Below are 13,629 nucleotides of genomic sequence, written 5' to 3' on the forward strand. Positions count from 1 at the left end.
TCAAAAATTTAATTGGCTCAAAGAACCGCAATAAAAATAATTTATTCATTGTTTGTGAGGAGGTTGAATATTATGTCAGGACATAATAAATGGGCAAATATTAAACACAGAAAGGGCGCACAAGATGCAAAAAGATCCCAAATGTTTACGAAACTCATCAGAGAGCTTACAATAGCTGCTAGAGAAGGCGGAGGAGATCCAGAATCTAATCCACGCTTAAGAACCGCGGTAGAAAACGCCAAAGCAGCTAACATGCCTAAAGACAAGATCGAATCAGCTATCAAAAAAGGAACCGGTGAATTAGAGGGTGAAGAACTCACCGAAATAATGTACGAGGCATACGGTCCAGGCGGAGTTGCACTCCTAATTTCAGTTGTAACCGATAACAAGAATCGAACTGCTCAAGAAGTTCGCCATGTTCTTTCAAAATGGGGAGGAGCTTTGGCAGAATCAGGTTCTGTTTCATGGAATTTCGAACGAAAAGGACTAATAACCATCCCCAAAGAAGAAGTTGAAGATATTGACGAGCTAATGTTACTTGCGGTTGAAGCTGGCGCAGAAGATTTAGATGAAAACACCGATCCTTTAGAAATTATAACCGCCCCGGAAAATCTGACTCAGGTGAGAAATGCTTTAAAAGAAGCAGGTTATACCGTCTCTGAAAAATTAACCTTTTTGCCTAAAACAACCGTTAAGCTTTCTGATGAAGACGCTGAAAAGTTATTAAAATTGTTAAACGCCTTGGATGATATGGATGACGTCCAAGAAGTATTCGGAAATTACGAGATCGACGATGAAGTAATGGAAAGACTTGCTGCAAATATTTAAGAGCCCATAAATGGGGACGAAAGTCCCCATTTTAAATTATTTGGTAATTATTTGGGAAAGGATAATTGCAAATGAAAAGATTTCCCCTACTACTTTTATTAATTACATTGATATTCTACACCTTGAATTTTGCCTCTAGTCCCTCTAAGGTACTTTTTCTAAGTGATTTTACTCAATCTTTAAAAAACGAATTAATTTTTGATTTAAAGTTTGAAGATATTTATGAAACTAGGTTTAGTTTTGACTTTGAATCTTTAGAAAACGAAGTTAAATTATCGAACGTAGATAACGTAATTAATTATTTCAAATTTGATCAAGCAGGCTTCGAATTTTCGTATAGAAATCCCGGAAATAGAAACGACCCATACTTTTTAACAGAAAGTTTTGATAGTTTTAGCATGGTATTGGACGATTATTTTGTACTAACCTTCAATGATTTGAAAATTGGGATTATCTTTAAAGAATCCCTTTTTAACATGTCCTTTTGGACTGAGGTTACAGACCTTTCTCAATCAAAAGTTGCCATGACTTTAGCAACTCCAAACAACTTGGGCATATCTCTAGGATTTGAAGATATTATGAAGTATTATTTTAGAGCCGGAGATTTACTTTTTTCTTTAGATGATAATGCTCTTGACTCTGTTTATATTTTGAACCAAGATTTTTTATTGGAGTACAATGCAAGCACCCAATCTCTTTGGGTTGATTCGATATATTTCGATAAAAATGATGAAAATTTCTATTTTCGAATACCTGTTACCAAAAATTTATTTTTGACTTATTCCAATCTTGGAATAGGAGTTTCTTTCTATGTAGAACTTTTAGGTGAAAACAACTAAATTTGGAGGAAAAAGATGTCAGAATTTTATTCTTCCCCTTTTGATGACGAAGACTATAAATTATTCTTGAAAAAGTTGGTAACCCATTTCAATCTAGATCTTTCTGGATACAAACAACACAGAGTAAGACGGAGAACGGATATATTACTCAAAAAATATGGTGTCAATTCGTATTCGGAGTATCTAGAATTATTACAGAAAAATAAGGACAAATGGCTCGAATTTTTAGATAAGCTCACTATCAATGTCACGGAATTTTTTAGGAACCCAGAGAAGTGGGAATATTTAAAACAAGAAATAATACCCGAATTCATTAAAAACTACAAGTCGAAGATAAAACTCTGGAGTGCAGGTTGTTCTACCGGGGAGGAACCGTACACCCTTGCTATCGTGTTAAATGAATTAGGTATCTCTGGCAAATCAACAATAATCGCTTCAGATTTTGATGAAGGTGCTTTAAAGCAAGCCAAACGTGGCATATATAATGAAAAAAGTTTAATAAACTTAAACGATGAATACAAAAGAAAGTACTTCACAAAAATAGGAGAAGATAAATACGAAATAAAAGATTCCATCAAAAATAACGTTACTTTCAATAAAATAAACCTCCTATTTGACGAATTTGAAAAGAATTTTGATTTAATTATATGTAGAAATGTTGTCATATACTTTGACAACGACGCTAAAGAAAAATTATACAAGAAATTTTATGATGCTTTGAATCCTGGAGGAGTATTATTTGTTGGTTCCACGGAAAGAATTTTCAATCATAAAGCCTTTGGTTTTACTTCCATTGCCCCTTTTTTTTACAAAAAAATTATTTAGTTAAGGGGCTAAAGCTTTCTGTTCTTCCTTATGGGTGGGGAGTGTTTGCCGTTTTATGCAAAAAACTTTGATTTTGGATTTGGGGTTTTAAGGGGTTTACCCTTTTGCTGTTCTGTGCAAAAAAATTTTTTTAAAACAAAATTAGGTTTTGGGGTTCTTAAGGGGCTTGCCCTTTTGCTGTTCTGTGCAAAAAAATTTTTTTAAAACAAAATTAGGTTTTGGGGTTCTTAAGGGGCTTGCCCCTTAACGTTCGGCAAAGGAGCGCTGAAAGAAGCTTTAGAGATTTTAAAATCAAAATGTTTAGGAGGCAACAAATGGAAAAAATAAAAACTATGACAATGGAATGGACAGGTAACAGTCTAATTTTGATAGATCAGAGGTATTTACCTATTGAAGAAAAGTATGTAGAATGTCGAAATTATCTCGACGTTGCCAATTCAATAAAAGACATGGTAGTAAGAGGAGCTCCTGCTATAGGAGCAACCGCAGCATTTGGCTTTGTTTTAGGGGCAAAAGAGTTTTCCTATCTTTCTGACAAAAATCTATTTTTAAACAAATTAGAAGAAGTAAAAAACAGTTTATCTAAAACTCGCCCCACTGCCGTAAACTTATTTTGGGCGTTGAACAGGATGGATAAACTTTTAAAAGATAATCTTCCCACAAAAGAAATAAATGACCTTGTCACCATATTAGAAGAAGAAGCACTGAAAATTGCCTACGAAGATATTGAAATAAATAAACAGATCGGCAAGAACGGAGAAGCTTTATTAAACGACGGTGACACCGTTTTGACGCATTGCAATGCAGGAGCATTAGCAACTGTTGATTATGGAACCGCTTTAGGGGTTATTAGAGCGGCAGTAGAAAATGGTAAAGATATCCAGGTCTATGCAGATGAAACCAGACCATACCTTCAAGGGGCTAGATTAACGGTTTGGGAATTGGTTAAAAGTGGTATCAAAACTACACTAATTACAGACAACATGGCAGGTTGGGTAATGAAACAAGGAAAAATAAATGCTGTGATAGTAGGAGCCGATAGAATCGCACGTAATGGGGATGTTGCTAATAAAATTGGAACGTATTCTGTAGCCGTTCTTGCAAAAAGGCACGGCATTCCTTTTTATGTTGCTGCTCCACTTTCTACTATAGACATAGAAACAAAAAATGGAGAAGGTATCCCCATCGAAGAAAGGAACCATAATGAGGTCAGATTTTGCCACAAAACTCGTTTAGTAACAGACGATGTAAATGTATACAACCCTGCTTTTGATGTAACTCCAAATGAATTAGTTACAGCGATAATTACCGAAAAGATGGTCATAAGACCACCTTATGAAATAAACATAGTGAAACTATTTTAGCTTGCCCTTTTGCAGCCTTATGCAAAAAGTTTTTTGCTGCTTCGTGCAAAACGTCTTTTTGTAATTGTTTTAGAATAATTTCCATACCCTCATTTGCTTCGCAAATGACGTATGCAAATGATGTTTTTTGTTGCTTTATGCAAAATGGTTCTTTATAATGCTTTAGAAGTAACATCCTAATTTTCATTTGCGGAGCTTTTGCGGCCCTATGCAAAACGCTTTGTTCATAATGCCTTTGAAATAATTTCCAAATTCTCATTTGCGAAGCAAATGATGCACGGGGATCTTAAGGGGCTTGCCCCTTAACGTTTGGAGGTGGATACCTTTGAAAATACTTGTAATTAGCGATCTACATATTCCTATAAAATCAGACTTGAAAAGCCTAGATAAATTAAACTTTGGACTTTATGATCAAATATTCTTACTCGGTGACATCGTGGATATCGAAGTACTGAATTACTTAGAAAATCAAAAGCCCATACTTCATGCTGTGTATGGAAATATGGACGATTTTTATATAAAAAATCGACTCCCCGAAAAATTGTATTTAGAATTATTTGACAAAAAAATAGGTCTTATCCACGGTCATCAAACTGGTCGTGCAATACCTGAAAAACTGTTGAAATATTTTAATAAAAAGATCGATTTGATGGTCTTTGGACACTCGCATTATCAAGAGAAATATGAAATAGAGGATACTTTGATATTGAATCCGGGGGCTTTTTGCGAAGGTGAGTATGCAGAAATAGAATTGAATGATAGTATCCTTGAAATCAAGTTACTGCATCTGTAATTTTACGATAAGCTAATCAATATATTTTAGGTATCTTTCGTTTATGCTATTATCTTCTATGATATTCGAATAGACTTTTGCAAAGTTTCTTAAACTGATATAATTATTTTTATCGTCTATTCTGTACAGACCTGTTTTTAAAAGACGATTATTGATTTTAATATCACTTAAGGAATCGTAGATGTATCCGAAAATTTTCACATTACTTTCCAAAGATTGATTAATCTTGTATAAATTATTAACTAAATAACGGCTTTTTAAACTATCGTCCTCAACAGTTGATATATTCTCAGTTATTAGAAAAGGCAGGTAATATTTAGAAGAAAATCTTTTTATTACTTCATCAAGATCAATGTTATTCTTCTCTTTTGAAAGTTCTTTTATTAAAGAAGTATATTCTTCTGAATTTGAAGTTAAATCATTGAAATCTATCCCGATAAAATCTATTTCAGACTTTTTAAAAGCCATGTTTTCAAAAAAAGGGCTTTTCCCCTTAACAACTACATCGATAAAAGAAAAAACAAAATCTAACTGTTCTTCTTCCTCGACATTGAATTCCTCACTTACCGATACTTTAGCGTAAGGGTTAATACTTTTTATAATACGAACACTCTTATCGTAAAAATTTAAAAGATTTTGAACCGTTTCATTTAATTCGGTCTTATCAACATCTGTACCTTTGAAAAATCTTCTTTTTAGGTATTTGGTTGTATGATTCAAAATAATGTAATATTGAACCTTGTATTTAAAAGAGGAGACAATCTTTTCTATAATTTCTATAGATTTCGAGATATTTTCTTCGTTTTCTATAGTATCAATAATTTCTTTTTGATTGTACGAAAGAACATCAAAGTCGATGAGATTTACTATAGGTTCAATTTCCCTTTGACGTAGTTGTTCTATAAAATTATCATACATGGTGCAAGAATAAAAAGGATCAAGATACAACAAATCCCAATTTAAATTGAATCTAAAAGAGTTAATTTTCAAACTCTTCAAGAAGGATAATTGTTCGCTTAAGTCTTTTTCTGCATTTTCAAATATTCGTTGTTTCGTTTCTTCCCTTGAATTTTCCAAAAGAGGAAAGAAAGGGGAGTTTACTCCCCACAAAAACGCTTTCGGAAAATTTACATCTTCCACATAAAACACCTTCTTTACTCGTATCTTAACGCTTCTATTGGACTCAACTTTGATGCCTGATTTGCTGGGTATATACCAAAGAATAGACCTATTCCTGCAGATACCCCAAATGATAAAGCGATCGATTTCCAGGTAATAACCGCCGTTAATCCAAAAGCTCTACCAAAGTATGCTATCAAACCAGAAAGGAACCCACCTAATATCATACCTATTATACCAGCTACGACCGTTAAAACTATACTCTCAACTAAAAATTCCATCAAAATCCTATGTCTTGTGGCTCCAATAGCCATCTTTATACCTATCTCTCTGGTTCTTTCTTTAACGGTGACGAGCATAATATTCATTATTCCTATTCCACCTACAACTAAAGAAATTGCCGCTATTCCCACAAGTATCACATTCATTATACCAGTTATTTGGTTTACAGCTTCTAAAATAGCATCTTGACTTAATATACTGTACTTATCAGAATCTCCAAATTTTCTATAAAGATAAAAATCGGTCCCCATAGTTGCCAACTGTGCAGAGTTTTCATCCACTGCTGATACAAAAATAGAACTCGTTCTTCCATTCATGTGAAACAGCCTATAATCTGCAACGGTATGTGGGAGTATGATCATATCATCAACGTTAAATATTAACCTTGTTCCGGTCTTTTCCAAAACCCCGACTATTTCAAAAGAAACCTTTCTACTCCCAAAATTTCCACTTTGAATAACATTTATTCTTTCACCAACAACATCTTGACGGCCAAACAATTCATTAGCTATATTAGAACCTATAACTGCGACTGAATTTAATTCTTCTTCATCAGTTTCATCTAACATTCTTCCATAAGCAATATCTAGGTTCATTATGTCAAAAAAACTAGGCATAACTCCGAATACTGATCCGGAAGTGGTTTCTCCGGCACTTTCCACTGTCAGATTCGAATTTAAAACACCCGTAGCATCCTTTACTTGTGGAACCATATTCTTAATGTCAACAGCGTCCTGAAATTCAAGAGGCTGTGATGCAAATCGTGAATACACAGTGGAAGTAACCATAATAATGTTGGACCCAAGAGAAGAAACGGTATTGTTGATTTCCTGCCTTGCCCCATCACCTATAGCAATTATCGTCATTACCGCACCAACGCCTATTATTATTCCCAACATTGAAAGAAACGTTCTCAACTTGTTAGAACGCAAAGATCTAAAGGTCTCTTTAAGTATTTCCAACTGTGTTCACCTCAATCGCTTGGATCTTCCCATCCAACAATCTAATTATTTTTGTCCCTTCATCCAACATTTTTAAGTCATGAGTAACAACGACTAACGTTTTACCCATATCGTTTAACTTCCTAAATATTTGAAGAATTTCTTCTCCACTTTTAGTATCAAGATTCCCAGTCGGTTCATCCGCCAAAAGAAATGCTGGATCGTTAGCTAAAGCCCTTGCTATTGCTACTCTTTGTTGTTGCCCACCCGATAGTTGAGTTGGCCTATGATTTATTCTGTCACCTAGCCCTACTAACTCTAATTGCTCTTTTGCTATCTCCCTTCTTTTTTTCTGAGGTACACCTGCATATATCAAAGGAAGTTCAACATTTTCTAATGCACTCAACTTTGGAAGTAAATTGAAACTTTGAAATACAAATCCTATCTTTTTGTTTCTTACCCTTGCCAATTCTCTATCTTTCATTTTGGACACTTCCACATTTTCGATGTATATCTGTCCTTTCGAAGGTTTATCCAAACAACCTAGCAGTTGTAACAAAGTTGATTTACCGCTTCCTGAAGGTCCAATTATTATTGCATATTCGCCATCTTCAACACCAAAAGATACACCACGTAGTGCCTCAACTTTCACTTCTCCTACATCGTATATCTTCCATACCTCTTTCAGTTCCATTACCGCCATCAAAATCCACCTCTTCCAGTACCTCCGCCAGGGCCTTGTGGTACGGTACCTGGAGCCATGGGTATCCCCATTGGAATACCATAATTTTGCATTATTCTTTGTGCTTCCTCTTGAGATGGCAATATCAAAACCTTATCTCCCGGTTTTAAACCTTGGGTTATTTCTATCATGCTATCCGATTCTTTCCCAGTTTGTACTTGAACAGGTTCCATACCACCTTCTGAAGTTTTTTTGTATACTATTTTTGTTCCATTAGCCCCTTCGTGAATGGCATCTTTAGGTACTGCCACAGTGTTTTCCAATTTTAAGGTAACTATTTCGACATCAGCCGTTATTCCTGGAGTTAAGAGATTTTGAGCATTATTTTGTGTAAATTCAATCTCAATGGGTATAACAACTACGCCCATATCCGTTTGAGTAGTTGGACTAATCCATGTTATTTTGCCTGGTTCTTCTAGATTTAAAGGATCTATTCTTATCGTTGCATCCATCCCTTCATTTATGAGCGGGAAGTCTATTTCATCAACTGCAGTTTCAACTTTTATTGTACTTCTGTCCACTATCGTCAAAATAGCGGATGTTGTCCCAACCATATCTCCCTTTGAAATATTTACTGTGTTTACTATCCCTGAAACGGGAGCTTTTATTTCAGTTTCTTCCAAATTCTTCTTTGCTTTTTCCAACTGTAATCTCTTTACTTCTTTCATCCGTTCACCTACGTTGGTTGATGATTCGTAATCATTTAAGGCATTCAAATATGCTATTTGATAGTCAAGATCGTCTATTTTAGCTAATATCTGCCCTTCTTCAACCTCGTCTCCTTTTTCTACGTATACCTCAACTATCTCCCCAGAAACTTTTGGAATCACTGATTCAATCTCAGCGGTTATGTTTCCCACCACTTCGATCGAATCTCCTACACCATCTGATTTTACCTCATATTCTAAGTATATTGAAGGTAATCCACTTGATTCAGAAGTTGTAAGTGAGCTTTGCCTTGGGAAAAATATTATCCCAACTACTACGACTATAGCTACTATCACTATTGTCCATATCGTTACCTTTCCTCTTTTTTTCAATTTATATCACCCCATATGTCCACATAGTATTGCTGCATTATTCTTAATTCGTTTGTCAGAATGTCGTTTTCCACCTTTTCACTAGCTAATTGTGCCCTTCTCAACGATATTTCTGATAATTTTAATTCTTCTTTCGTTATGTATCCTTGATCATTTAATTCTTTATTTCTATCGTAATCTTCCATAGCGTTTTCTAAATCTATTTGTTTTATTTTAACGTCATAATTCAAAGTTTTTCTTGTTGTTTCCAAATTTCTTATCGCATTTTCAGTTTCTATTATACTTTCGTCGTATGTCAAAGCGGCAACGTTTGTTTTCATCGTATCAGACGCCAACTTTCTTTCTCCTTTATCTAATATAGCTAATTGAAATCCTACACTTATACTCAATTTATCAAACAAGTCATCTGTATCTTTAAATGGATTCATAGACACACTTATCGTATTGAAAGGCAGGTAAGGAATGAACCAGAAATTACTTTCTATTTCCGATGCCTCTTCTTGGAGTTGCAATGATTTTAAATCTAACCTTTCTTCAACATTCGTTGGGTAGTTTTGATTTTCGTTTATTATTCTTTCTACCGTATCTTTTGCTTGAAGATACAATTCTTCTGTGTATTCAAAGTATTCTAAGGGTGCGTTGCCTGCCCTTAGAGTTTCTAAATTCTTCTGTGCAGTTAATATCTGTTTTTCTAAGCCTTCTTTTTCGTCTTCATCGGTTGATAAATTGTACTGTTGGTTCAGTACTTCTATTTCATCTTGGTACGTTTGAATCATCTCTTCGTTGTAATGTCTGGTGAATATATCTTCGATCGTTGTTATGAGTTCATTTGTTTGAGCCATGTAGTATTTAGAGAGTGCATCGTAGTAACTGCTTTCAGTTTTCAACCTTTCCGCCCTGTCAATGATTGTTAGATCACGCGATAAGGAGATTGCTATCTCTGTTGCTGGAGGAGTGTCTATCGTCCATTCATCTGTATTTAAAGTAAAAGGAAACGAGGCACCTACCTTTGCTCCCCATACTTCTAAAAAGTTTACGTCCAAAGAAATCCTGTAACCTTCCAGTTTTCCTTCCCCCCCAAAAACTAACCCACTAAGGGTGGTTGGCCCTACTGGACTTATCTCTGTTTTCATTGTATCAACAGATATTCCTAAATATGGAACAAAGAAGTTATCTATTTTATTCAACTCTAATTGCGCGCTTCTTAAGTTCAACTCTGCTTGCATATACGATGAACTTTTCTCTAAGTTTTGTTCGTATAACTCTTCGAACGTCATCCCAAATATGCTCAGGATTCCTACGAGAAGGGTTATTACTAAAACTATAAGTTTTTTCACAATCCTACCTCCTCAAGGCTCCTTCCTGTGTCTATTACGTAGTTGATGTATGCTTTTATGTAACTTCTCACACTTTCATAATAATTCTTTTGTGTTGTTAGATAGTTTATGTTCGCAGTGTTTAACTCCAATTCAGATACCAATCCTTTATTGAATCTATCCATTGTGTCTTTGTATGTACTTTGAGTTAAGCTCATTCTTTCTTCTGAGTTCTTCAGATTTTTGTAAAGAGTTTCGATACTATTTTTTGTTGTTTTATGTGCCTCAATCAATGTATCTTGAGAGTCTTGCAAAGTTAAGATATTTTTTTGGTGGATTATCTCCGCTATTCTTTTATCGTAAGATGATGCGTTGGCAGGTAAGTTGTTGAGATCGTATTGTGAAATATCTACGTTTATTTGTGCAAGTTTTAAGTTGTAGTTGTTGTTTAAATATTCTTGATCACTCACGAATATGCCTTCATACGTAGGAATGTTTATTTCTATTTGGCTATAATCTCCTTCGTATAATTCTTTTAAGTTATCTTTGGCGGTTTCTAAATTTAATTTTGCACTTTCCAAATTGTTCTGTGCATCACTTACATCAAGTTCAGAACTTTTAAGATCATCTTCTGAGATCAATCCGTTGTTGAACAATTCAGAGTTATTATCGTAAGTTATCTGGGCGTTTTTTAACTGCAAATCCGCAGTTTTTACATTTATTTCCTCTACGTAAACATCCAATACTCTGTCTACTATGTCACCGTAGTAATCTTTCATAGAAGCATTGTAGTTTGAAAGACCTGAGTAATAACTTAATTCCCCACTTAATTCTAACTTTCTGTTCGTTGCCTCTATCTTAGCCTTGTTGTAGTCGAGGTTAGTCTTTTCGAGATCGAGCTGCGCAGTTTTGTATATTGTACTACTTGCTTTGGCTGTATCAAACACCTCTGTTAAACCCGCTGAAAACATCCCCGTCACTAAAATCAGTGTAAATGCTATCAATACGACTTTCTTCATCTTTTTTCCTCCTTTGGTTATTTTTTAAAATAATAAATTCACGAAGCCTTTTTAGTATATAATTTTTCACTTAAATATAGCTTAAAAAATCCATTTTTTTAGAATATAATGAATTCTTTAACAGCTTCTAATTGTAGACAATTCCTTTCTTCAAAAGTTAGTACGAGAAAATTTTTTTATAACATTTGCAAATGTTATAATATTATTATAAAATATAAGTGAAATAAAATTCTATTTTTTATAAGGAGGCTTTCATGAATAACAATCCAAACAGAAGAGGGTCCCTAATTGGACCATTGTTTATATATTTTATTTTAGCTATGCTTATCTTTATGAGTATTTCTCAGTTGAATACTTCGAACATAACTGAGATAAGTTACACCGATCTGGTGAATCTAATAAATCAAGATACAATCATTAGTTTGCAGATCGACACAAGTGGGTTAATCCAAGCAAAAGCCAAAAACGGGCAGCTTTTTCAGGTTTACGCCCCCACTTTGCTTATGGATCAAGCTTACGTAAGGGCATTGGCAAATGATGGCATTAAAGTTGAGTATATTCAAAACACCGGAGCAAGTTGGTGGGTTACCATGCTTATCTATATGTTGCCATTAATAATACTAATGTTTTTTTGGTTTTGGATGTTCAGAAGATCTGGAACAGGAGAAGGAATACCTGGAGCCAATTATAGGAGAAATCCTGCTAGAAGATACGATTCTAAAAGAAACAAAATTACTTTCAACGACGTAGCTGGAATCGACGAAGTTAAAGAAGAATTGGAAGATATAGTTAATTTTCTAAAAGACCCTAAAAACTTCAGTGCATTGGGGGCAAAAATGCCTAAAGGTGTTCTCTTGTCAGGACCTCCGGGTACAGGAAAAACTTTGGTAGCTAGAGCCGTTGCCGGGGAGGCCGATGTCCCATTTTATTTTATGTCGGGTTCCGATTTCGTAGAATTATTTGTAGGTGTGGGAGCAGCTAGAGTCAGAGATCTTTTTAAAGAAGCAAAAGAGAATAGCCCTGCAATAATTTTCATCGACGAACTGGACGCCGTTGGAAGGCAAAGAGGAACAGGGTTAGGTGGAGGCCATGATGAAAGGGAACAAACTTTGAACGCTTTGTTGGTTGAAATGGACGGCTTTGATCCACGAGAAGGCATAGTTGTAATGGCAGCAACAAATAGGCCTGATATCTTAGATAAAGCCCTATTAAGGCCAGGAAGGTTCGACAAAAAAATATTCTTAGATGTACCTGATTTGAGAGCAAGAGAAGAAATTATAAAGATCCACCTAAGGGGAAAAAGAATCGCAGACGATATAGACGTTAAAAGTTTGGCTCAAAGTACCCCGGGTTTTGTCGGTGCTGATTTGGAAAATATGGTAAATGAAGCAGCTTTACTGGCAGCGAGAGACAACAGAGATCACATAACTAACGATGATTTCCAAGAGGCAATAGAAAGGGTGATTGTTGGTCCTGCTCGTAAATCACGCAAGATAACACCCAAAGAGAAAAAGGTTATTACCTATCACGAATTGGGACATGCCGTTTTAGGTTACCTTTTACCTTACGCCGATCCTGTTCACAAAATCACTATAGTTCCTCGCGGACAAGCGGCTTTAGGTTACACTATGCAACTTCCAAGTGAAGATAGATTTTTAATCACAGAACCAGAAATAAAGGATAAAATAGTAGGTATGTTGGGTGGAAGAGCTGCTGAAGAAATTGTATTCAACGAAATCACGACAGGAGCAGGAAACGATTTAAAGAGAGCCACAGAGCTAGTAAGGGAAATGGTTGCCCAATTAGGTATGAGTGAAAAGATCGGCCCCATCGCTTGGGGTGAAGAAGAAGGAGAAATATTTCTGGGAAGAGAAATAACTCGAATGAAGAATTTTTCCCAAGAGACGGCTAAAGAAATTGATTCCGAGATCAAGAATTTTATTCTTAGCAGTTATGAAAAAGCTAAGAACTTACTGTCAGAAAATAGGAAACGACTTGACCTTTTAGCTATTTATCTGTACAATAAAGAAAATATCTCTGGAAAAGAGTTCAAAAAAATGATGGAAATGGATATAGAGGAGCTTAATGACTACGTTTTAAAAGATAAAGATGTAAAAGAAACGAATCTTTTTGTTTCTTATGCCTAAATATTTATAGACATTTTAATTTTGAGAGGTGTGTTCATGTCTTCAAACTACGACAAAGATAATTTAATCAGACGATTAAAAAGAATAGAAGGTCAGGTTAGGGGCCTTCAAAAAATGTTGGAAGAAGAGAGGAGATGTGCAGATATTTTAACGCAGTTATCTGCTGTGAAGGGGGCTTTAAATAAAACCGCTGAAGAAATAATGAAAGGTTACACGAAAAGTTGTATATTAGAGTATGAAGAATCTGGAAATGAAAAGATGTTAGACGAATTAATACAAGTTTTATCCAAATTTAGAGAAATATGATTGTGGACCATATAAAAATTTGGTTCTCTTCCAAAAAGTGTGGGTAGAAAAAATGAAATATGAACAAA

At 34.9% G+C, this 13,629-nt stretch carries 13 protein-coding genes; 7 read left to right on the top strand and 6 right to left on the bottom strand.

The window, feature by feature from the left end:
- Positions 1-72: 72 nt before the first annotated feature.
- The 5 genes from BZ25_RS10080 to BZ25_RS10100 all read left to right on the top strand — a co-directional run bounded on the left by BZ25_RS10080 (position 73) and on the right by BZ25_RS10100 (position 4,649).
- Positions 73-828 (top strand): YebC/PmpR family DNA-binding transcriptional regulator, encoded by a 756-nt coding sequence (locus BZ25_RS10080; RefSeq protein WP_012208634.1) that lies wholly within the window; start codon positions 73-75, stop codon positions 826-828.
- 71 nt (positions 829-899) lie between these two features.
- The gene (locus tag BZ25_RS10085; RefSeq protein ID WP_121514875.1) at positions 900-1,667 is read left to right on the top strand and encodes a hypothetical protein; all 768 of its coding nucleotides are present in this window, start codon (positions 900-902) and stop codon (positions 1,665-1,667) included.
- A 15-nt stretch (positions 1,668-1,682) separates the two neighbouring features.
- The gene (locus tag BZ25_RS10090; RefSeq protein ID WP_103065589.1) at positions 1,683-2,492 is read left to right on the top strand and encodes a protein-glutamate O-methyltransferase CheR; all 810 of its coding nucleotides are present in this window, start codon (positions 1,683-1,685) and stop codon (positions 2,490-2,492) included.
- 314 nt (positions 2,493-2,806) lie between these two features.
- Positions 2,807-3,856 (top strand): S-methyl-5-thioribose-1-phosphate isomerase, encoded by a 1,050-nt coding sequence (gene mtnA / locus BZ25_RS10095; protein WP_103065590.1) that lies wholly within the window; start codon positions 2,807-2,809, stop codon positions 3,854-3,856.
- A gap of 325 nt (positions 3,857-4,181) precedes the next feature.
- Complete coding sequence (locus tag BZ25_RS10100; protein ID WP_158245216.1) at positions 4,182-4,649, top strand: metallophosphoesterase; 468 nt, start codon at positions 4,182-4,184, stop codon at positions 4,647-4,649.
- 12 nt (positions 4,650-4,661) lie between these two features.
- On the opposite strand, the gene BZ25_RS10105 is transcribed toward BZ25_RS10100, so the two are convergent.
- The 6 genes from BZ25_RS10105 to BZ25_RS10130 are packed head-to-tail and all read right to left on the bottom strand — an operon-like array spanning position 4,662 to position 11,108.
- Positions 4,662-5,789: a hypothetical protein gene (locus BZ25_RS10105; RefSeq protein WP_121514877.1), complete on the bottom strand. Its 1,128-nt coding sequence runs from the start codon at positions 5,787-5,789 to the stop codon at positions 4,662-4,664.
- A 14-nt stretch (positions 5,790-5,803) separates the two neighbouring features.
- Entirely contained in the window at positions 5,804-7,012 is a 1,209-nt protein-coding gene (locus BZ25_RS10110; protein WP_121514878.1) for an ABC transporter permease, read from the bottom strand.
- Positions 6,999-7,697, bottom strand: coding sequence for an ABC transporter ATP-binding protein (locus tag BZ25_RS10115; RefSeq protein ID WP_121514879.1), 699 nt, complete (start codon positions 7,695-7,697; stop codon positions 6,999-7,001). Before BZ25_RS10115 ends, BZ25_RS10110 begins: the two co-directional genes overlap by 14 nt.
- Positions 7,694-8,773 (bottom strand): efflux RND transporter periplasmic adaptor subunit, encoded by a 1,080-nt coding sequence (locus BZ25_RS10120; protein ID WP_121514880.1) that lies wholly within the window; start codon positions 8,771-8,773, stop codon positions 7,694-7,696. Before BZ25_RS10120 ends, BZ25_RS10115 begins: the two co-directional genes overlap by 4 nt.
- Positions 8,770-10,110: a TolC family protein gene (locus BZ25_RS10125; RefSeq protein WP_121514881.1), complete on the bottom strand. Its 1,341-nt coding sequence runs from the start codon at positions 10,108-10,110 to the stop codon at positions 8,770-8,772. Before BZ25_RS10125 ends, BZ25_RS10120 begins: the two co-directional genes overlap by 4 nt.
- The gene (locus BZ25_RS10130) at positions 10,107-11,108 is read right to left on the bottom strand and encodes a TolC family protein (RefSeq protein WP_121514882.1); all 1,002 of its coding nucleotides are present in this window, start codon (positions 11,106-11,108) and stop codon (positions 10,107-10,109) included. The genes BZ25_RS10125 and BZ25_RS10130 overlap by 4 nt, the downstream gene beginning before the upstream one ends.
- Positions 11,109-11,362: 254 nt before the next feature.
- On the opposite strand from BZ25_RS10130, the gene ftsH reads away from it, so the two are divergent.
- Together ftsH and BZ25_RS10140 are read left to right on the top strand one after the other, a co-directional pair.
- Entirely contained in the window at positions 11,363-13,255 is a 1,893-nt protein-coding gene (ftsH, locus tag BZ25_RS10135; protein WP_012208645.1) for an ATP-dependent zinc metalloprotease FtsH, read from the top strand.
- A gap of 36 nt (positions 13,256-13,291) precedes the next feature.
- Positions 13,292-13,561, top strand: coding sequence for a metal-sensitive transcriptional regulator (locus BZ25_RS10140; protein WP_012208646.1), 270 nt, complete (start codon positions 13,292-13,294; stop codon positions 13,559-13,561).
- Positions 13,562-13,629 lie beyond the last annotated feature (68 nt).

This window comes from Petrotoga sp. Shatin.DS.tank11.9.2.9.3, assembly GCF_003665005.1.
Taxonomy (GTDB): Bacteria; Thermotogota; Thermotogae; order Petrotogales; family Petrotogaceae; genus Petrotoga; species Petrotoga mobilis.

Coding starts and splice junctions, on each gene's coding strand:
- mtnA (WP_103065590.1), top strand. CDS start 2,807: ATGGAAAAAATAAAAACTATGACAATGGAATGGACAGGTAACAGTCTA.
- BZ25_RS10080 (WP_012208634.1), top strand. CDS start 73: ATGTCAGGACATAATAAATGGGCAAATATTAAACACAGAAAGGGCGCA.
- BZ25_RS10090 (WP_103065589.1), top strand. CDS start 1,683: ATGTCAGAATTTTATTCTTCCCCTTTTGATGACGAAGACTATAAATTA.
- BZ25_RS10130 (WP_121514882.1), bottom strand. CDS start 11,108: ATGAAGAAAGTCGTATTGATAGCATTTACACTGATTTTAGTGACGGGG.
- BZ25_RS10085 (WP_121514875.1), top strand. CDS start 900: ATGAAAAGATTTCCCCTACTACTTTTATTAATTACATTGATATTCTAC.
- BZ25_RS10140 (WP_012208646.1), top strand. CDS start 13,292: ATGTCTTCAAACTACGACAAAGATAATTTAATCAGACGATTAAAAAGA.
- ftsH (WP_012208645.1), top strand. CDS start 11,363: ATGAATAACAATCCAAACAGAAGAGGGTCCCTAATTGGACCATTGTTT.